Source organism: Mesorhizobium sp. M8A.F.Ca.ET.057.01.1.1, assembly GCF_003952565.1.
GTDB lineage: Bacteria > Pseudomonadota > Alphaproteobacteria > Rhizobiales > Rhizobiaceae > Mesorhizobium.
Genome location: NZ_CP034454.1, coordinates 4,663,404 through 4,682,366, shown reverse-complemented (window position 1 = coordinate 4,682,366; position 18,963 = coordinate 4,663,404). Strand labels below are relative to the sequence as shown.

At 62.5% G+C, this 18,963-nt stretch carries 19 protein-coding genes and 1 pseudogene; 16 read left to right on the top strand and 4 right to left on the bottom strand.

From position 1 onward, the window contains the following. Positions 1–9 precede the first annotated feature (9 nt). Entirely contained in the window at positions 10–303 is a 294-nt protein-coding gene (locus EJ077_RS22360) for a hypothetical protein (RefSeq protein ID WP_208696320.1), read from the top strand. Here EJ077_RS22360 and EJ077_RS22355 read toward each other — a convergent pair. Next, complete coding sequence (locus tag EJ077_RS22355) at positions 300–701, bottom strand: GFA family protein (protein ID WP_208696318.1); 402 nt, start codon at positions 699–701, stop codon at positions 300–302. The genes EJ077_RS22360 and EJ077_RS22355 overlap by 4 nt on opposite strands. Positions 702–874: 173 nt before the next feature. Here EJ077_RS22355 and EJ077_RS22350 point away from each other — a divergent pair, with 173 nt between their 5' ends. The 3 genes from EJ077_RS22350 (at position 875) to EJ077_RS22340 (ending at position 5,707) form a co-directional block, all read left to right on the top strand. Then, positions 875–1,639 carry a TlyA family RNA methyltransferase gene (locus EJ077_RS22350; protein WP_208696316.1) on the top strand — a complete coding sequence of 255 codons (765 nt, stop codon included), beginning with the start codon at positions 875–877 and terminating at the stop codon, positions 1,637–1,639. Then, positions 1,636–2,871, top strand: coding sequence for a class I SAM-dependent RNA methyltransferase (locus tag EJ077_RS22345; RefSeq protein ID WP_208696314.1), 1,236 nt, complete (start codon positions 1,636–1,638; stop codon positions 2,869–2,871). The genes EJ077_RS22350 and EJ077_RS22345 overlap by 4 nt, the downstream gene beginning before the upstream one ends. Before the next feature lie 157 nt (positions 2,872–3,028). Further along, positions 3,029–5,707, top strand: coding sequence for a caspase family protein (locus EJ077_RS22340; RefSeq protein WP_208696312.1), 2,679 nt, complete (start codon positions 3,029–3,031; stop codon positions 5,705–5,707). A gap of 151 nt (positions 5,708–5,858) precedes the next feature. On the opposite strand, the gene EJ077_RS22335 is transcribed toward EJ077_RS22340, so the two are convergent. The 3 genes from EJ077_RS22335 to EJ077_RS22325 all read right to left on the bottom strand — a co-directional run bounded on the left by EJ077_RS22335 (position 5,859) and on the right by EJ077_RS22325 (position 8,930). Further along, a complete protein-coding gene (locus EJ077_RS22335; RefSeq protein WP_208696310.1) occupies positions 5,859–6,500 on the bottom strand; it encodes a transglutaminase-like cysteine peptidase in 642 nt (213 codons plus the stop codon). Between the two features lie 288 nt (positions 6,501–6,788). Then, on the bottom strand, positions 6,789–8,201 hold the full coding sequence (tldD, locus tag EJ077_RS22330; protein ID WP_208696308.1) for a metalloprotease TldD: 1,413 nt from the start codon (positions 8,199–8,201) through the stop codon (positions 6,789–6,791). A gap of 168 nt (positions 8,202–8,369) precedes the next feature. Further along, a complete protein-coding gene (locus EJ077_RS22325; RefSeq protein ID WP_208696306.1) occupies positions 8,370–8,930 on the bottom strand; it encodes an invasion associated locus B family protein in 561 nt (186 codons plus the stop codon). A gap of 259 nt (positions 8,931–9,189) precedes the next feature. Here EJ077_RS22325 and coxB point away from each other — a divergent pair, with 259 nt between their 5' ends. From coxB to rnhA, 12 genes and pseudogenes are all read left to right on the top strand, one after another. Next, positions 9,190–10,206 (top strand): cytochrome c oxidase subunit II, encoded by a 1,017-nt coding sequence (gene coxB / locus EJ077_RS22320; protein WP_208696304.1) that lies wholly within the window; start codon positions 9,190–9,192, stop codon positions 10,204–10,206. 38 nt (positions 10,207–10,244) lie between these two features. Next, a complete protein-coding gene (gene ctaD, locus EJ077_RS22315) occupies positions 10,245–11,897 on the top strand; it encodes a cytochrome c oxidase subunit I (RefSeq protein ID WP_208696302.1) in 1,653 nt (550 codons plus the stop codon). Between the two features lie 75 nt (positions 11,898–11,972). Next, positions 11,973–12,917: a heme o synthase gene (locus tag EJ077_RS22310; RefSeq protein ID WP_208696300.1), complete on the top strand. Its 945-nt coding sequence runs from the start codon at positions 11,973–11,975 to the stop codon at positions 12,915–12,917. Beyond that, the gene (locus tag EJ077_RS22305) at positions 12,914–13,081 is read left to right on the top strand and encodes a hypothetical protein (protein ID WP_167531499.1); all 168 of its coding nucleotides are present in this window, start codon (positions 12,914–12,916) and stop codon (positions 13,079–13,081) included. The genes EJ077_RS22310 and EJ077_RS22305 overlap by 4 nt, the downstream gene beginning before the upstream one ends. After that, complete coding sequence (locus tag EJ077_RS22300) at positions 13,081–13,713, top strand: cytochrome c oxidase assembly protein (RefSeq protein WP_135881523.1); 633 nt, start codon at positions 13,081–13,083, stop codon at positions 13,711–13,713. Before EJ077_RS22305 ends, EJ077_RS22300 begins: the two co-directional genes overlap by 1 nt. 1 nt (position 13,714) lies before the next feature. Further along, entirely contained in the window at positions 13,715–14,596 is an 882-nt protein-coding gene (locus tag EJ077_RS22295) for a cytochrome c oxidase subunit 3 (protein WP_208696298.1), read from the top strand. 92 nt (positions 14,597–14,688) lie between these two features. Then, positions 14,689–15,180, top strand: a complete 492-nt coding sequence (locus EJ077_RS22290) for a L,D-transpeptidase family protein (protein ID WP_208696296.1) — start codon at positions 14,689–14,691, stop codon at positions 15,178–15,180. A gap of 18 nt (positions 15,181–15,198) precedes the next feature. Beyond that, positions 15,199–15,585, top strand: coding sequence for a DUF983 domain-containing protein (locus EJ077_RS22285; protein WP_027142361.1), 387 nt, complete (start codon positions 15,199–15,201; stop codon positions 15,583–15,585). Continuing rightward, a complete protein-coding gene (locus EJ077_RS22280; RefSeq protein WP_208696294.1) occupies positions 15,582–16,337 on the top strand; it encodes an SURF1 family protein in 756 nt (251 codons plus the stop codon). Before EJ077_RS22285 ends, EJ077_RS22280 begins: the two co-directional genes overlap by 4 nt. An 88-nt stretch (positions 16,338–16,425) precedes the next feature. After that, positions 16,426–17,436, top strand: coding sequence for a 4-hydroxy-3-methylbut-2-enyl diphosphate reductase (ispH, locus tag EJ077_RS22275; RefSeq protein ID WP_208696292.1), 1,011 nt, complete (start codon positions 16,426–16,428; stop codon positions 17,434–17,436). A 6-nt stretch (positions 17,437–17,442) separates the two neighbouring features. Continuing rightward, a pseudogene (locus tag EJ077_RS22270) lies at positions 17,443–18,419 on the top strand (homoserine kinase). Next, positions 18,416–18,949 (top strand): ribonuclease HI, encoded by a 534-nt coding sequence (gene rnhA / locus EJ077_RS22265; RefSeq protein ID WP_208696290.1) that lies wholly within the window; start codon positions 18,416–18,418, stop codon positions 18,947–18,949. Before EJ077_RS22270 ends, rnhA begins: the two are co-directional and overlap by 4 nt. Positions 18,950–18,963: the final 14 nt, after the last annotated feature.

The window sequence follows — 18,963 nt, the reverse complement described above, 5'->3', positions numbered from 1 at the left end:
GACAACAAAATGAAGACGCTTCTGTGCGGCGCGGCCCTCTTGGCCGTGATGGTCGTACCGGCTGCCGCCGAAACGCCCTACGACCGCAACCTTGAAAAGGCGGCGATAGGGATTGTCGCCGGCAAGATGGGCGGTATCCGCGGCGGCTTTTCCTACAAGCAGATGCCGCAGCTTGTGGTCGTGCCTGACGCCGCACCTCAGCCCGCTGTTACGACCGAGCATCCACGTGAACAGGCGTCGGGCAACCGGAACGATGGTCTGTCTCCGGCTATCGAGCGCCAGGTTCCGCGAACCATCTTCTAAAACCACATATCGCGCACGCAGCGACCATCGCGTGGCAAATCGTCGAAAGAGTCGAGGCCATCGAAATGGTCGATCGGCAAGTCGGCAACGGCATCGGGCGGCGCCAGCCGCACATTGACGGCGATTCGTATTCGGCCAGAATCGCTGACGCGCAAGCCGCGCCAGGCCAGCACACAGGCGCAGGTCGGGCAGAACAGGATAACAAGCGACGGCGTGTCCTTTCCGGCGCGGGTATAGCTGGCCGTCGGCCCCGAAACGCGAATGCGCTCGTCAACATAGCCATAAGCCCAGAGCGCGCCATAGCGGCGGCAAAGCGTGCAGTTGCAGGCCGTCACCGCGCCGGGATCGCCCTCCAGGGTCCAGTGGGTCGCGCCGCAGTGGCAGGTTCCCGTCAGCATTCGTTCTCCCCGGGTTCCGACGATGGAGGCTTTCCCCGACGGCCATTTTGCCGGACCCGACGCGATGCGCGCAAGCCGCGGCTTGGCTCGCTGCTCCAGCCGTTCACGCACGACGTCACCCTGTTCCGTGTAATGTCCTTGCCTTCACCGCGGGCTTTCGCCAGAGAAGGCCGATGAATTCGCCTCTGCCAGCCAGCACACGCCAGCGGCTCGACGACCTGCTCGTCCAGCGTGGGCTGTTTGCCAGCCGTTCGCGCGCCCGCGACGCGGTCGAGCGCGGCACAGTGACGGTTGACGGCGCGATTGCCCGCAAGCCCGGCCAGAACGTTTCGCCGCAATGCCTCGTTGTCATCGACGATCCGGCGCAAGGCTATGTTTCGCGCGCGGCGCTCAAACTGATCGGCGGGCTAGACCATTTCGGGCTCGACCCCGCCGGCCGCGAAGCCCTCGACATCGGCGCCTCGACAGGCGGGTTCACCCAGGTGTTGCTCGAACGCGGCGCGTCCCATGTCACGGCCATCGATGTCGGCCACGGCCAGATGCATCCTGATGTCGGCGGTGATCCGCGCGTAACCGTGATCGAAGGCCTGAACGCACGCGATCTCACCGCCGCCGATCTTGCCGGCCGTAGTCCGGATTTCATCGTTTCCGACGTCAGTTTCATCTCGCTGAAACTTGCGCTGCCGCCGGCGCTTGCTCTTGCGAGGCCCGGCGCCGGCGCGGTCTTTCTGGTCAAACCGCAATTCGAGGCGGGTCGCGAGGCGATCGGCAAGGGCGGTCTGTTGAAGGACCCCTTCGATGCCGCCCGTGTCGCAGGCCTGCTGCAGGATTGGCTGGAAGCCGTTCCCGGCTGGCGCTCGCTCGGCCTGCATCTGTCGCCGATCGAAGGTAGCGACGGCAATCGCGAATTCCTGCTCGGTGGGGTCAAGGACCGATGAGCGCACGCTTCACAATACGAAAGCTCGGATCGCAGGGCGACGGCATCGCCGAAACCGAAAGCGGCGATCTGTTCATTCCCTTCACGCTGCCGGGCGAGACCGTCACCGCCGCCCGCGAAAGGGATCGCGCCACGCTGATGGCGGTGCTGGAGGTCTCGCCGCTGCGCGTTGAACCCGCCTGCCGCCATTTCACCGAATGCGGCGGCTGTGCCCTTCAGCATTTCGAGGCCGAAGCCTATCGCCAGTGGAAGCGCGAAAAGGTGGTGCACGCATTGAAGGGCATCGATTGCGGGATTGGCGAACTGGTCGCCTGCGCGCCGCGGTCGCGCCGCCGTGTCGTGCTTGCCGCCCGGCGCACCGAAACAGGCATGTTGCTCGGTTTCAATCGCCATCTGTCGCCGGAAATCATCTCGATATCCGAATGTCCGATCTCGCTGCCGGAGATCGTCGCCGCGCTCGGCCCGTTGAAGGCGTTGGCCGAATTGATATGTGCCACCACCAAATCGTTCCGGATGGCGGTCACCGTGACGGGTTCGGGCCTCGACGTCGCGGCGCACGACTCCGGCAAGCTTGGCGAACACCAGCGCCGTATCGCTGCCAATTTTGTCATTGCGCAAGGCTTTGCCAGACTGTCCATCGATGACGAGATCGTCATCGAGCCAAGGAAGCCCGTCGTCATGTTCGGCAGCGTCGCGGTCGCCGTGCCGCCGGGCGCCTTCCTGCAGGCGACCGAGGCAGCCGAACGGACCATGGCCGAGATCGTCGGCGGACATCTCAAGCGTGCGAAAAAGGTCGCCGACCTTTTTGCCGGTTGTGGCAGCTTCGCCTTGCGGTTGGCCGCGAAGTCGGAGGTGCTTGCGGTCGAAGGGGATGCGGCCGCACTTTCGGCGCTCGACCGCGGTTCCCGCTTCGCGACCGGCATCAAGCGGGTGACGGGCGAACGCCGCGATCTGTTTCGCCGGCCACTGACCTTCAAGGAGTTGAACGCCTTCGACGGCCTTGTCTTCGATCCGCCGCGCGCCGGCGCCGAAGATCAGTCGAAGCAGATCGCCCGCTCGGATGTCCCTTTCGTTGCAGCGGTGTCCTGCAATCCGGTAACGCTGGCTCGCGACCTGCGCATCCTGATCGATGGCGGCTACAGCGTGAAAAGCGTGACGCCGATCGACCAGTTCCTGTGGTCCCCTCACGTCGAAGCGGTCGCCGTGCTGGAAAAGCCGAAGAGGCGGCGATAGTTCTCGACCGCCGGTTCGCAGGAAATTTCTGAAGCCTTTGTTCTTTCGACCAAATTATGCCCTAAAGCCGCCTTTGTGCGGGTTCCTAATTTCGCATCTTTGGGAAACATTTCGGCCCATTCGTCGTTACTAATATGAACCGATGGCGATAACGGACATGCAGACCCTGCAGAAATTCACCGGCCTCATCATCGTTCTTATCTTTTTCGCGGTCAGCTCCTCGACCGGGGCTCTCGCGCAAGGTGAAAAGCGCTTGGCGTTCGTCATCGGCAATGGCGCGTATCAGTCCGGCGAGCTCGCGACCGCCGCCAATGATGCGGGCCTGATCGCGCAGACCTTGCAGGCGGCCGGGTTCGATGTGGTCGGGGCGCGCGATGTCGATCAGGAATCGCTGCGTGGCGCACTGCGCGATTTCCTCGGCAAGGTCACCGCCGCCGGTCCCGACGCGATTGTCTTCGTCTATCTCGCCGGCCACGGCGTGCAGTTCGAAGGCGAGAATTACTACTTGCCGATCGATGCCCAGATTGCCAGTCCAGCCGACGTGCCGCTTCAGGCGATGCGGCTCTCCGATGTCACCAAATCGCTGGCCGGATTGCCGACGAAGGTCAACATCGTCGTGCTTGATGCGGCGCGGCCAAATCCCTTCCCGAAGTGGAAAGAGCCGCTGGCCGGCGGCCTTGCGTTGGTCGATCCCGATCCGAACATGCTGATTGCCTTCAACGCCGCTCCCGGAACGGTCGCGCCCGAAGGCAAAGGCCCCTACGGCGCCTATGCCCAGGCGCTGGCCGAGATGATACGCCAAGGCGGATTGTCGCTTGACGACGTGTTCGACCGCACACGACTGCGTGTCAACGAGGTGACGCAAGGTGCGGAAGTGCCGTGGAACGCCTCGAAAATCGTCACGCCTTTCGTCTTCTTCGACCGTGCTGCGGATGCGCCCGCGCCCAAGGTCTCGGAGCCCGAATCCCGGTCCAATCGGACCAGGGCGATCAGCGATTTCAACGCTCATGACGCCTATGTCGCGGCTCTCGACCGCGACACGATGCGCGGCTACGAGGATTTCCTCGCCACTTATCCACACGATCCGATGGCCAAGCGCGTGCGCGCCATCATCGCCGCGCGGCGCGAGGCGATCACGTGGCGCGAGACCTGGCTGCAGGACACCCCGGAAGCCTATTGGTCTTATCTGCGACGCTATCGGCATGGTCCACATGCCTGGGATGCGCGCCGGCGGCTCGAACATTTCGACGCTGCCCTGGAGCCCCCGGAGGAGTTCACCGTCTATGACTATGATCTGCCGCCGCCGCCGGAGGAGGAAATCGTCTACGTCGACAGGCCGGTGCTCTATTTCGACGATCCCGATTTCGACTTCGAGCCGCCACCGCCGATAGCGGTGATCTTCCTGCCGCCGCCGCCGCCGGATTTTATCGTGTTGGAAGCACCTCCGCCGCCGGTTGACGTCTTCGTCCTGCCGACACCGGTATTCGTGCCGATACCTGTCTTCATCAACCCGCCGCGTCACATCGTGCCGCCGCCGAACGACATCATCTTCAACAACATCCACAACACGACCGTCATCAACAACATCAACACGACGATCAAAAACGAGACCATCAATCACAATGCTCGGGGTGGCCTCACGACAGGCCAGAACACGGCCGGAGGCACGGTTGGGGCCGGCTCGGCTGCACTGGCGGCCAGGGTCGCACTGCCGCCGCTGCTGAAAAAGAGAGCGGCCATGTCCGGTCAGGCCCCGTCCAATCGGCAACAGGGCGGCTTGCCGGCGAAGCCTGGCCAACGTGTGATACAGGGCCAGCAACCTGATGCCTCGACTGCGCTGTCGAAGAACTTGTCGACCGGTAAGCTTGAAACTGATCACGCCCTGCCAGGAGCCAACGGTAGAAAGCTGCCGCTCATCAACGGTAAGCCGGCGCTGAACGACGAGAATTTGCCCAGCAACAAGTCCAGGAAGCAGCTTGGCAAGCAAGGCATCGTAGGCGGCAACCAAGAGGCGACTGGAAATGCCGGTGCAGCTGTTACCGGAGAGCAGGGCACAGCTCGGCGGAAGGGCAAGAAGTTCCGCAAGCTGCCGACCGTCAACGGTGCTCCGGCTGAGAACGGACTGAGTGCCGAGGAGAGGTTCAGGAAAAACAATCCGAACGCCTTCTCCGACCAGAACACCGGCAAACCGAAAAAGCTGACGCGCAGGGATTTGTCCGCCGGCCAGTCCACTGCCGAACCGAACGATCAGGGCCTGGCGAGCGGAAAGGACAAGGGCAGGAAGTTGCGCAAGCTGCCGACCCTCAACGGTGCCGAAAATCGGCCTGGCGTGCAGGAGCGGCTCAGGAAGAACAATCCGGAGGTGTTCTCCAACCAGGGTCAAGGCCCGGCCAGCGGAAACGACAAGAGCGGGAAGCTCCGCAGACTGCCGACCGTCAACGGTGAGTCAACCGACAACGGACCGGGCGTGCAGAAACGGTTCAGGAGGAACAATCCGGCCGCGTCCTCCGATGAGAATCAGGGCTCCGCCAGCAGGAACGACAGGGGCAGGACGTTGCGCCGGCTGCAGAACAGCGAACAGGGGGCCGTCGGCCCGGAGGTTAACGTCCAGCGCAACCTCAAGATGACGCCGAACGAGAATGCGCAGCGTCAATTGGGACAGGAAAGGCCTAACGAGCAGGTGCTCCGGCCGCAGAGATCGGAGCCGAAGCCGGAATTCCGGGCGCAGCCGAGACAGCAGATGCAAGAGCGGCGTCTCCCGCAGGAGCAGCCGCAACAGCAGCTCAAGAAAAAGCCGTCTTGCGGAAAGCAGGGCGAACCGGCCTGCAACCAGTAGGCTGCCCTTTGGCCGGGAGTCACCCTTGCCGTTCGCGAGGCGCACATTCTTGCCCGTGACCTTGCGAGACAGGGGACCTCTGGTTTGTGGCGCGTCAGCCCGTCAAAGGCGATCGCTGCGGCCGCTCAAACTACGAGCTTGGCGGCATCCGTCAGGTTTTCGGCGTGCCGCCTCGCTGGTTGACCGACTGCCAGACATTCGGATTCTGCTGCGACTGCCGTTTCAGAAAGTAGTAGCCGGTCGCGTTCCAGGGCCTGATTTCGTCGACCATATTGTCGAGGATGAGATCGCCTTTGTCGGTTTTCACCGTCAGGATGGTGTGGCCTTCATTCTTGAGGTCGCGCACGACCGTCATCAGCAGCGCCTGCCGGGGAAATCCAGCCTCCTGAAGGAGCTTGCGTTTGTAGAGTGCGTAGATCTTGCAATCGCCCTTGCCGTCAACCGGGTAATCCCAATGGTCCGCCATCGTGCCCCAGTGATCGAAATTGCTGACGGGTTTGATGGCGCTGTTGGCCTTCTGATTTATCCGCTTGAGGATGCGGAGGTTCCGCGCTGTCAGCTTGACATTCGCGGCCGGCAGGGCGGGCACCTTGCACTCTTTGGGTCGGCGATGACAGAAATCGATCCAACCGTAGGGGACGCTGGTGCTTCCACCCACGGCGGCGGCAGAAGATTGCGTCGATTTCGCCTTGAACCACGTCGACTGTGCTGCCGCCGGACTGGCTTGCAGCGCTGTCGCGCCAATCAACGAAACGAAGCCAAGCAGGAAAGACGAAGTCAGGACGGGCCGCATTGCCAAAACCACCACCGCAACGAGGAACTGGTGCTGCGTTCGTGCGCAAAAGGCAGCCCGAGCAGTCAAAGACCTAATAATGTCTTAACGTGGATTGTGTTCGCTTCAAGGTCGCGGCCGGGATTCAGACGCCGGCATCAGCCTGTCGCTGGGAGAATACGCTCGACGAAGGCAGGCACCATTTGTGTCGCCGCCCGCTCCATCTGTTCGTCGAAGTTCTATCGCCACGAGCGGGTCGCAATGCGTCAGCGCTTCGCCGATCTCTTCCACGCGGAACGGCACCGAGCCTCAAACCCGGGTGCCACCGACCGTCATCTGGTTCATCCTGAGATGCGGTTGGCCGACGCCGACCGGCACGCCCTGGCCGGCCTTGCCGCACATGCCGATGCCATTGTCGAGCTTCATGTCGTTGCCGACCATCGAGACGCGGTGCATGGCGTCAGGCCCATTGCCGATCAGCATGGCGCCCTTGATCGGCTGCGTCACCTTGCCGTTCTCGATCATGTAGGCTTCGGTGCAGCCGAACACGAATTTGCCAGACGTGATGTCGACCTGGCCGCCGCCGAAGGAGACGGCATAGATGCCGTTCTTGACCGAGGCGATGATCTCGTCCGGCTCCATGTCGCCCGAGGTCATGTAGGTGTTGGTCATGCGTGGCATCGGTTGGTGCGCATAGCCTTCGCGCCGGCCATTGCCAGTGGCTTTCATTCCCATCAGCCGCGCGTTCTGCCGGTCCTGCATGTAGCCGACCAGTTTGCCGTCCTCGATCAAAACGTTGCGGGCCGAAGGCGTGCCTTCATCGTCGACCGTGAGCGACCCGCGCCGCTCGGCGATGGTGCCGTCGTCGACGACGGTGACGCCCTTGGCGGCCACCTGCTGCCCCATCAGGCCGGCGAAGGCCGACGTCTTCTTGCGATTGAAGTCGCCTTCCAGCCCGTGCCCGACGGCTTCGTGCAGCATCACGCCCGGCCAGCCGCTGGACAGCACGATGTCGAAAGTGCCGGCCGGGGCCGGGATCGCCTCGAGGTTGACCAGCGCCTGCCTGAGCGCCTCCCTGGCGGCGTGCTTCCAGCTGTCCTCGACCAGGAAGTCGCCGAACGCCTTGCGCCCGCCCATGCCATAGGAGCCGCTCTCCTGGCGGTCGCCATCGCCAACGACGACCGAGACGTTGACGCGGACCAGCGGCCTGATATCGCGCACCACCTGGCCGTCGGCGCGCACGATCTCGATATGCTGCCAGGATGCGGCGATCGAGGCCGTTACCTGGCGCACGCGTGGATCCTCGGCGCGCAGCCAGGCGTCGATTTCCTGGAGCAGCTTCCCCTTGGCCTCGAAGGAAGGCGAGGGGATCGGGTTCTCGTCGCCGTAGAGGTGGCGGTTGGTGCGGGCGGGGGCCGCGGCAAGCGTGCCGGAATACCCGCCCTTGACGGTCGACACGGCATCGGCCGCGCGTAGCAGCGACGCCTCGGACAGGTCGCTTGAATGAGCGTAGCCGCTGGCTTCGCCGGCGACCGCACGCAGGCCAAAGCCCTGGTCGGTGTTGAAATTGGCGGTCTTTAGCCTGCCGTTGTCGAACATCAGCGCTTCACTTTCGCTGTATTCGAGGAAAAGCTCGCCGTCGTCGGCGCCCTTGATGGTGTCGGCGACGATCTGCTTGATGCGGTCGTCTGAAATGTCGAATTGGCCGATCAGGCTGTTCATGGCGCGTCCGTCCGTGGGATGATTGCTTTCCCCCGATGTAGGCGTGAAGCCGCGCCCGCACAATCGGCAATGAAGATCAGCGCCGACGAATGACATCGTCCGCTCGATGCAAGGCATGCGTCCGTCGGCAAAAGCCGCGTCCAGTTCTGGCTCAGCGCGGAGCCGCGATCAGGGCAGGGCGGCGAAGCCTTCGGCGAAACCCTTGAGGTCGACCGGGATGCCGATGCCTTCCTCAGGCGTCTGGAAGACGATGAACGTTGCCGACGTGCCGGTCTTCAGCGTGTCGAGCAGCGGCTTTTCGAGAATGACCTCGGCATAACATCCGTCCTGGAAGCAGCGCACGAAATAGGCGCGGCCGATGTCCTTGCCGTCGACGTTGAGACCGAGGCCGTTCGGCAACAGCACGCCGAGCGGCGCCAGCACGCGCAGGATCTCGGCCTTGTTGTCGGCGGTGCGCAGCACGACGACCGAAAGCCCCATCTCCGGACGGTCCTCGGCGACGACGTTCTGCATCATTACGCATTGTTCCGAGGTGGCGCCGGCCGGTGTGTCGCAGATGATCGACCATGCGCCATGTGTCGACTTGACCGTGCCGCTCGGCTGGGCCGCATTGGCCTGCCCGGCGACGAACAGACCGGCCGCGGACAGGACGGCGAGAAACATGGCGTTTGCCAGGGGTCTCGAAAGTCTCAGTCGCGTATGCCTCAGTCTCGAAAGCCAAGAGTTCATGACGGCTCCATTGCGAATCACGGCACTTTAAGCTGCGCCAATGCCAAGTAAAGGACGAGACCGCGGCCGGACTGTCCCGAAATAGGCAATACGGCGCTTTTCCCTGTCAAATTCGCCTGAATTACGACGCTTTGCGGGTGCCGCCAACATAGGGTGGACAGCCCGCCGAACATACGCGATTCGCCACCATCGCCATTGCCTCCGAAGAGCCGTGTCAGCTTGCGCGCAAAAATGCCGCACGGTTTCGACCGCTCCTTTCTTGCGGAGGGAAAAAGAGTATGGTTTGAACCACCTTGAGACTGTCGGGATTCCCGTCCCGGCATTGTTCGTTATTCTCGTTGGCACCGCCGCGAGGAACTGGGAGACGAAGAGGGCGATGAGAAATTTCCTAGCTGGCGCCAGGTTTCTAGCAAGTGCCAAGTTTCTGAGTGCTTGTGCCGCTGCCACGGTTTTTGCCGGCACATCCGCCCATGCCGATCAGCCCGTGGAGTGGGAGACCACCTTCCAGGCGCCGGCGACCGACATGATGCGGCAGATCGAGTGGTTCGGAAACTACACGATGTGGTTCATCGTTCCGATCACCATCCTGGTTCTCCTTCTCCTCGCCTACTGCATCGTGAGGTTTCGCGCGAGCGCCAACCCGGTTCCCTCCAAGACCAGCCACAACACGCTGATCGAGGTGATCTGGACCGTCGGTCCGGTGGTCATCCTTCTTTGCCTCGCCATTCCCTCGTTCCAGCTCTTGACCGCGCAATATACGCCGCCTGAAGAAGCCAAGCTGACAGTCAAGGCGACCGGCAACCAGTGGAACTGGGATTACGAATACCAAACCGACAACACGCTCGCCTTCAACTCCGCGATCCTCCAGGACGGCGACCGCGCCAAGGCCGGCAAGGAAGACCGCAAGGTCTATCCGCGCCTGCTCGCCGTCGACAACGAGCTGGTGGTACCGGTCAACACCATGACCCGCGTGCTCGTCACCGCTACAGATGTGATCCACTCCTTCGCCATGCCGTCCTTCGGCATCAAGATCGACGCCATTCCAGGCCGTACCAACGAGACCTGGTTCAAGGCGGAGAAGGAAGGCCTGTATTATGGTCAGTGCTCGCAGCTCTGCGGCAAGGACCATGCCTTCATGCCGATCGCCATCCGTGTTGTCTCGGATGCGCAGTTCAAGACCTGGCTGGCGGCAGCCAAGACCGATCTGCCGGGCGCCAACAAGACGCTCATGGCCGAGGTCGATGGCCAGAACAAGGTAGCGGCCGCCGGCAATTGATGCCGCGGTTTAGCAAGATTTAGGGAACGGAGCGGAACATGGCAGACGCTGCAGCTCACGACGGGCACGACCACAAGCCGTATCATGGCTGGGTGCGGTGGGTTTATTCGACCAACCACAAGGACATCGGTACGCTCTACCTGATCTTCGCGATCATGGCCGGTATCATCGGCGGCGCGCTGTCGGTCGCCATCCGTATGGAGCTGCAGGAGCCTGGCATCCAGATCTTCAGCGGCCTGGCGCAGATGGTCTACGGCATGAACGGTGACGCCGCGGTCGACGGCGGCAAGAGCATGTACAATGCCTTCGCCACCGCGCACGCCCTGATCATGATCTTCTTCATGGTCATGCCGGCGCTGATCGGCGGTTTTGCCAACTGGATGGTGCCGATCATGATTGGTGCGCCGGACATGGCGTTCCCGCGCATGAACAACATCTCGTTCTGGCTGCTGCCGCCGGCCTTCATCCTGCTGCTCACCTCGATGTTCGTGCCGAGTGCGCCGGGCGCCTACGGCGTCGGCGGCGGCTGGACGCTCTACCCACCCCTCTCGACCTCGGGTCAGCCCGGTCCGGCCATGGATCTGGCGATCCTGTCGATCCACATCGCCGGCGCCTCCTCGATCCTCGGTGCCATCAACTTCATCACCACGATCTTCAACATGCGCGCCCCTGGTATGACGCTGCACAAGATGCCGCTGTTTGCCTGGTCAGTGCTGATCACTGCGTTCCTGTTGCTTCTGTCCTTGCCGGTTCTGGCCGGCGGCATCACCATGCTGCTTACCGACCGCAATTTCGGCACCACCTTCTTCGCTCCCGATGGCGGCGGCGATCCGCTGCTGTTCCAGCACCTGTTCTGGTTCTTCGGCCATCCGGAAGTCTACATCCTGATCCTGCCGGGATTCGGCATCATCAGCCATATCGTCTCGACCTTTTCGAGGAAGCCGGTGTTCGGTTATCTCGGCATGGCTTACGCCATGGTCGCGATCGGCGCCGTTGGCTTCATCGTCTGGGCGCACCACATGTACACGACTGGCCTGTCGCTCGACACGCAGCGCTATTTCGTCTTCGCCACCATGGTCATCGCGGTGCCGACGGGCGTGAAGATCTTCTCCTGGATCGCAACGATGTGGGGCGGGTCGATCTCGTTCAAGACGCCGATGCTGTGGGCGCTGGGCTTCATCTTCCTGTTCACCATTGGCGGCGTCACCGGTGTCCAGCTGGCCAATGCCGGCCTCGACCGGTCGCTGCATGACACCTATTTCGTCATTGCCCACTTCCACTACGTGCTGTCGCTGGGCGCGGTGTTCGCCATCTTCGCCGGCTGGTACTACTGGTTCCCGAAGATGACCGGCTACATGTACTCCCCCGTCATCGCCAACACCCACTTCTGGGTCACCTTCGTCGGCGTCAACCTGATCTTCTTCCCGCAGCATTTCCTCGGCCTCGCCGGCATGCCGCGCCGCACCATCGACTATCCCGATGCCTTTGCGGGCTGGAACTATGTGTCGTCCATCGGCTCTTACATCTCGGCCGTCGGCGTCCTGATCTTCCTCTACTGCGTGTTCGAAGCCTTCCAGAAGAAGCGGGTGGCCGGCGCCAATCCGTGGGGCGAGGGTGCTACGACGCTTGAATGGCAGCTGCCTTCGCCGCCGCCCTTCCACCAGTGGGAGCAGCTGCCGAAGATCAAGTAAGGCGGCTCCCCCTCGAATGCGAAACCGCCGGTCCGCCGGCGGTTTTGGCCAACGGAATAATGGACTTCAGTACGCATGGCCCTAGTCGACGAAACCAGCATTGACGAAGCGGGCTTCCGCATGTCGGAAGCGACGGCGGGCGATTTCTTCGCCCTCCTGAAGCCGCGCGTCATGTCGCTGGTGGTGTTCACCGCCTTTGTCGGGCTGGTCGCCGCACCGGTGACCATCAATCCGCTGCTGGCGGTGATAGCCATCCTGGCCATTGCGATCGGGGCTGGCGCCTCCGGTGCCCTCAACATGTGGTACGACGCCGACATCGACGCGGTGATGACCAGGACCGCCAGCCGCCCGGTCCCGTCCGGCCGTATCCAGCCGCACGAGGCGCTCAGCTTCGGCCTGGTGCTTTCGGTCCTGTCGGTGATGACGCTCGGCGTGCTGGTCAACTGGCTGGCCGCCACGCTGCTGGCCTTAACCATCTTCTTCTATGCCGTCGTCTACACGATGTGGCTGAAACGCTCGACGCCGCAGAACATCGTCATCGGCGGTGCTGCGGGCGCCATTCCTCCGGTGATCGGCTGGGCTGCGGTGACCGGGTCGGTCAGCCTCGAAAGCATCATCCTGTTCCTGATCATTTTCCTGTGGACGCCGCCGCATTTCTGGGCGCTTGCGCTGTTCAAGTCCGAGGACTATGGCCGCGCTGGCATCCCGATGATGCCGAACGTCGCTGGTCATGCATCGACCCGTCGTCAGATTTTCGCCTATGCATTGGTGCTGGCCCCGGTTGGCGTGCTGCCCTGGCTGCTCGGCTACACGACGCCATTCTACGGCGTGGCCGCTCTGCTGCTGGGCGCCGGTTTCCTCTGGTATGGCTGGAAAGTACTTGGCATGGCCGACGATGACCGCGCCATGAAGCCGGCCAAGGCCCTGTTCGCGTATTCGCTGCTCTATCTCTTCGCTATCTTCGCCGCCTATCTGGCCGACAGTGTCGTCGAACGCGCGCTTGCCATGGGTGGGGCATGACCATGGTCGAGAAAGAACTCGAGACGGTCACCCTGACCGATCGCCAGAAGAAGGCCCAGCGCAGCCGTTCCATCGCGATCGGCGTGGCGCTGGCTCTGCTGGTCGTGATTTTCTACATCGCGACGATCGTGAAGTTCGGCCACAATTTGTCGGGCAAGATGTGATGAGCATCGAGACGCCCAGAAAGACGGCGGGCAAAACCAGCAACCGCGTTGTCGCGGCTGTCTGCCTCGCCTTCTTCACCGGCATGATCGGCATGGCCTATGCAGCCGTGCCGCTCTACAAGATGTTCTGCCAGGCGACCGGTTATGGCGGCACGACGCAGCGTGTCGAGAAGCAGTATGCCGGCCGCGTGCTTGACCGCGAGATCACCGTCCGCTTCGACGCCAACATTGCCGGCGTGCCGTGGGAGTTCCAGCCGGTGCAGCGCTCGATGACCATGAAGATCGGCGAAACGGTCCAGGCACATTATCAGGCGACCAACAAGTTCGATCGCCCCGTCACCGGCCGCGCCACTTTCAACGTGCAGCCGGAACTGGCGGGTCCTTACTTCAACAAGGTCGAATGCTTCTGCTTCACCGATACGACGCTGAAGCCCGGTGAGACGCTGGACATGCCGGTCCTGTTCTATGTGGATCCCGACATCGTGAATGTGCCGGAACTGAAGGACATCAAGACGATCACGCTGTCCTATACGATGTTCCCGGTCGAGAAGAACAAGCCGGTCGCCTCCTCGGAGCCGGCCAAGGGCAATAGCAAGACAGTTTCAGATACCGAAGGAAATCTCGGGGGTTGATATGGCAGACGCGCACGCAAAACCACACCATGACTACCATCTCGTCGACCCGAGCCCGTGGCCTTTCCTGGGATCGGTCGGGGCGCTTGTCACCGCTTTTGGCGGTGTCTGCCTCATGGAATACCTGAAGGGCGGTTCCTTCCCGATCTTCGGCTTCAACATAGCCAATCCGTGGCTGTTCTTCATCGGCATCGTGATCGTGCTGTACACCATGTTCGCCTGGTGGTCGGACACGATCAAGGAAGCGCATGAGGGCCACCACACGCGCGTCGTGTCGCTGCACCTGCGCTACGGCATGATCATGTTCATCGCCTCGGAGGTGATGTTCTTCGTCGCCTGGTTCTGGGCCTATTTCGATGCCAGTCTTTTTGCCGGCGAGGTGCAGAACTACGCGCGCCATACGTTTACCGGCGGTGTCTGGCCGCCGAAAGGCATGGAGGTTCTCGATCCCTTCCACCTGCCGCTTTACAACACCGTCATCCTGCTGCTGTCGGGCACCACGGTCACCTGGGCGCATCACTCGCTCATCCATGGCGACCGCAAGGGGCTGATCAACGGCCTGGTGCTGACCGTCGGCCTCGGCATGCTGTTCACCATGGTGCAAGCCTACGAATACATGCACGCGCCGTTCGGCTTCAAGGATTCCATCTACGGCGCCACCTTCTTCATGGCGACCGGCTTCCATGGCTTCCATGTCATCATCGGCACCATCTTCCTGCTGGTCTGCCTGATCCGAGCGATAAAGGGCGACTTCACCCCCAAGCAGCATTTCGGGTTCGAGGCGGCCGCCTGGTACTGGCACTTCGTCGACGTGGTCTGGCTGTTCCTGTTCGCCTCGATCTACGTCTGGGGATCGGTAGGCGCGGTGATCGAGGGCCACTGATCCCACCTGCGGATTTTTGATTTGGAGAAAGGCGGCCGCGGCAACGTGGCCGCCTTCTTCTTTTCGGCGCAATGATTGTCGATCGATGGAAGATGCGGTGGACAATTTTCTCGGCGATTTGCGCATTCCTGATCGCGACCTTCCAGGCCTTTGCCGGCGAGAGGGTCGATCTGGTGCGTGTCCACAAGGCGGGACGGCGGCTCGAACTGATCGGCGACGGCAAGGTCGTGCGCAGCTACGGCATCGCGCTCGGTGGGGATCCCATCGGCCACAAGCACCAGGAGGGCGATCAGCGCACACCCGAAGGGCGCTATATCCTCGACTGGCGCAACCCCAACAGCATCGCGCACAAATCGATCCATGTCTCCTATCCCGATGCCGAGGATATGGCGGCCGCGAAGGCGCGCAATGTCGATCCCGGCGGCATGATCATGATCCACGGCCAGCCGAACGGCTTCGGCTGGTGGGGTTGGCTGCTTCAATTGGTCGACTGGACCGATGGCTGCATTGCGGTTACGGATTCCGACATGGACGAAATCTGGGCAATGGTGGCCGATGGGACACCGATCGATATCGGGCAATGACCATGAATGAAGACAATCATGAGTGAAGATAGGGCGATCTGGCCTCCGATCGATCCGATTTCGGCCGGCCTGCACGGCCGTTGCCCGCGCTGCGGCGAGGGGCGGCTGTTTTCCGGCTTCCTCACCGTCGGCAAGCGCTGCGTCAATTGCGGCCTAGACTATTCCTACGCCGATGCCGGCGACGGGCCGGCGGTATTCGTCATCCTGATCATCGGCTTCATCATCGTCGGGCTGGCGCTCTGGGTCGAAGTGACGTTGAGCCCGCCGCTCTGGCTGCATCTGCTGATATGGATCCCGCTCGCCCTGGTGCTGTGCCTGACGGCGCTCCGCTTGATCAAGGGAGTGCTGCTCACCCTGCAATACCGCAACAAAGCGGCCGAGGGTCGGCTGGATCGCGGCGAATGAGCGAAGCTTCCGTCACGGCCGGCGGCCGTTCGCGGCCGAGATCGGCGCTGTTGATCGCCCTTGGCCTTGTGCTGTTCTTGATCCTGCTGGCGCTCGGCACCTGGCAGGTCCAGCGCCTGCATTGGAAGGAAGGCCTGCTGCAGACCATCGACCAGCGCACCCATTCGGCGCCGTTGCCGCTGGCAGAGGTCGAGAAGGAATTCGCCGCGACCGGCGACGTCGACTACACGCCGGTCACGGTCGCCGGCACTTTCCTGCATTCTGGCGAACGGCATTTTTACGCGACCTGGGAAGGGGATGCCGGCTTCAATGTCTATACACCGCTGGCTCTCGACGATGGCCGTTTCGTCCTGATCAACCGTGGCTTTGTGCCCTACGACCTCAAGGATGCCGCCAAACGTGCCAAGGGACAGGTAACGGGCAAGGTCACGGTCACCGGGCTCGCCCGCAACCCGCTGCCGGCAAAGCCCTCGATGATGCTTCCTGACAATGACGTGGCCAAGAACATCTTCTACTGGAAGGATCGCGACGTCATGGCCGCAAGCGCCGGCCTGCCGACTGGATTCACGCTGGTACCGATCTTCATCGATGCCGACAAGACGCCCAATCCCGGCGGCCTGCCGGTCGGGGGCGTCACCATCATCGACCTGCCGAACAGCCATCTGCAATATGCTGTCACCTGGTACGGGCTCGCCGCCGCGCTTGCCGCCATACTCGTCCTGCGGCTTCGCCGGCCCGCGAAAGAGGACTGAACACGAGCGACACCCCCCTTTCTGCACAGACCCTTGACAGGGCGGGGGTGCGCACCTCATTTCGGCGCTGACGAACCGGCAGGATTTAATGCTTCACACAACCGCCAAGCCTCCTCTGACGATCCGGCTCTGCCAGCCGCGCGGTTTTTGCGCGGGCGTTGACCGTGCCATCCAGATTGTCGTGCTGGCACTGAAGAAATATGGCGCGCCGGTCTATGTCCGCCACGAGATCGTGCACAACCGCTATGTCGTCGAGGGGCTGCAAAGCCTTGGCGCCGTGTTCATCGAGGAACTTTCCGAAATCCCTGCCAAACACCGGCAGTCGCCCGTCGTCTTTTCGGCGCACGGCGTGCCCAAGTCGGTGCCGGCGGACGCGCAGGCGCGCAACCTGTTCTATCTCGATGCAACCTGTCCGCTGGTCTCCAAGGTCCACAAACAGGCGATGCGGCATCAGCGGCTTGGCCGCCACGTTCTGCTGATCGGCCATGCCGGGCATCCCGAGGTGATCGGCACCATGGGGCAACTGCCGGAAGGCGCGGTAACACTGATCGAGACCGAAGCCGATGCCGCCCGGCTTGTGCCGGCCGATCCCAAGGCACTCGGTTTCGTCACCCAGACGACGCTCTCGGTCGAGGATACCGCCGGTATCATCCGCGCGCTGCAGGAACGCTTTCCGGACCTGCAGGCGCCGGCGGCGGAATCGATCTGCTACGCCACCACCAACCGCCAGGAAGCGGTCAAGGACACCGCTCCAGGTGCTGACCTCTATCTGATCGTCGGCGCTCCCAATTCCTCGAATTCGCGCCGCCTTGTCGAAGTTGCGGAACGCGCCGGCGCCGCCATGTCGCTTCTCGTGCAGCGCGCCGCCGAAATTCCGTGGAATGACATCGGCAGCATTTCGACGCTTGGCCTGTCGGCGGGGGCATCGGCGCCGGAGATCATCGTCGACGAGATCATCGACGCGTTCCGTCAGCGTTTCGATGTGACCATCGACCTGGCCATCACGGCCACCGAAACAGAGGATTTTCCGGTCATGCGGGTATTGCGCGATGTCGAACTGACGCCGGCCGACATGGCCTTCGTCAACGGGGCCGCGTGAACAGCCATGGCGGTGTACACCGACGTTGCAGAAGGCGAACTCGGCGCTTTCTTGAAGCACTATCCGGTCGGCGATCTCTTGTCCTACAAGGGCATCGCCGAAGGCACAGAGAATTCGAACTTCCTGCTGCACACCTCAAGCGGCTCCTACATCCTGACGCTCTATGAAAAGCGGGTCGAGAAGGCGGATCTGCCGTTTTTCCTTGGGTTGATGGGCCACCTCGCCAACAAGGGGTGTCCTGCCCGCTGCCGGTGACCGCGCATGACGGCAGCGTCATCGGCACGCTGGCCGGCCGGCCGGCGGTCATCATCACCTTCCTCGAAGGGCTTTCGCTGCGGCGACCGGCCGCGACCCATTGCGCCGAGGTTGGCAAGGCGCTCGCCGCGCTGCATCTGGCCGGTGCCGATTTTTCGATGAGGCGCCCGAACGCGCTCGCCATCGACGGCTGGCGCAAGCTTTGGGACGCGGCCCGCGCCCGCGCCGACGAAGTCGAGCCGGGACTGGCGGCCGAGGTCGATGCCGACTTCGCCGATTTCGAACAGAACTGGCCCAAGGGCCTCCCCGAAGGCATAATCCACGCAGATCTTTTCCCAGACAATGTCTTTTTCCTCGGCGAAAAGCTTTCGGGCCTGATCGATTTTTATTTCGCTTGTGACGATCTCTACGCCTACGATGTCGCCACCTGTCTCAACGCCTGGTGCTTCGAGAAGGATTTTTCCTTCAATCTTACCAAGGGCAAGGCATTGCTTGCCGGTTATCAGAGCGTGCGCCCCTTGAGCGCGGAGGAGAAGGCGGCGCTACCGATGCTGGCGCGCGGCTCGGCGCTGCGCTTCATGCTGACCCGGCTTTACGACTGGCTGACCGTCCCCGACGGCGGGCTCGTCATGAAACGCGACCCGACCGAATACGTCAGAAGGATGCGGTTCCATCGGGCGATCAGATCTCCTTCGGAATATGGATTGGCCGAATATGGGGCATCATGAGCAAGCAGGTTGAAATCTTTACCGATGGCGCCTGTTCCGGCAATCCCGGCCCCGGCGGCTGGGGCGCCATCCTGCGCTTCAACGGCGCCACCAAGGAACTCTCCGGCGGCGAGGCCGAGACGACCAACAACCGCATGGAATTGCTGGCGGCCATTTCGGCGCTGAATGCGTTGAAGGAGCCTTGCACGGTTGAGCTTCATACCGACAGCAAATACGTCATGGACGGCATTTCCAAATGGATCCATGGCTGGAAGAAGAACGGCTGGAAGACCGCTGACAAGAAGCCGGTCAAGAACGGCGAGCTCTGGCAGGCGCTGGACGAGGCCAACCGGCGCCACAAGGTCACCTGGAACTGGGTCAGGGGCCATGCCGGCCACACCGAGAACGAGCGTGCCGACGAACTGGCAAGGGAAGGGATGGCGCCGTTCAAGAAGGGGCCTTTCAGGCCGGCAGCATCGGCGCCAAAGCCTGATGGCCAGGCAAAGCAGCCGCTAGCTTCGAAGGCGCGTCGTTCTACCCAGAGCTATTGAGCTTCTGTTCGAGG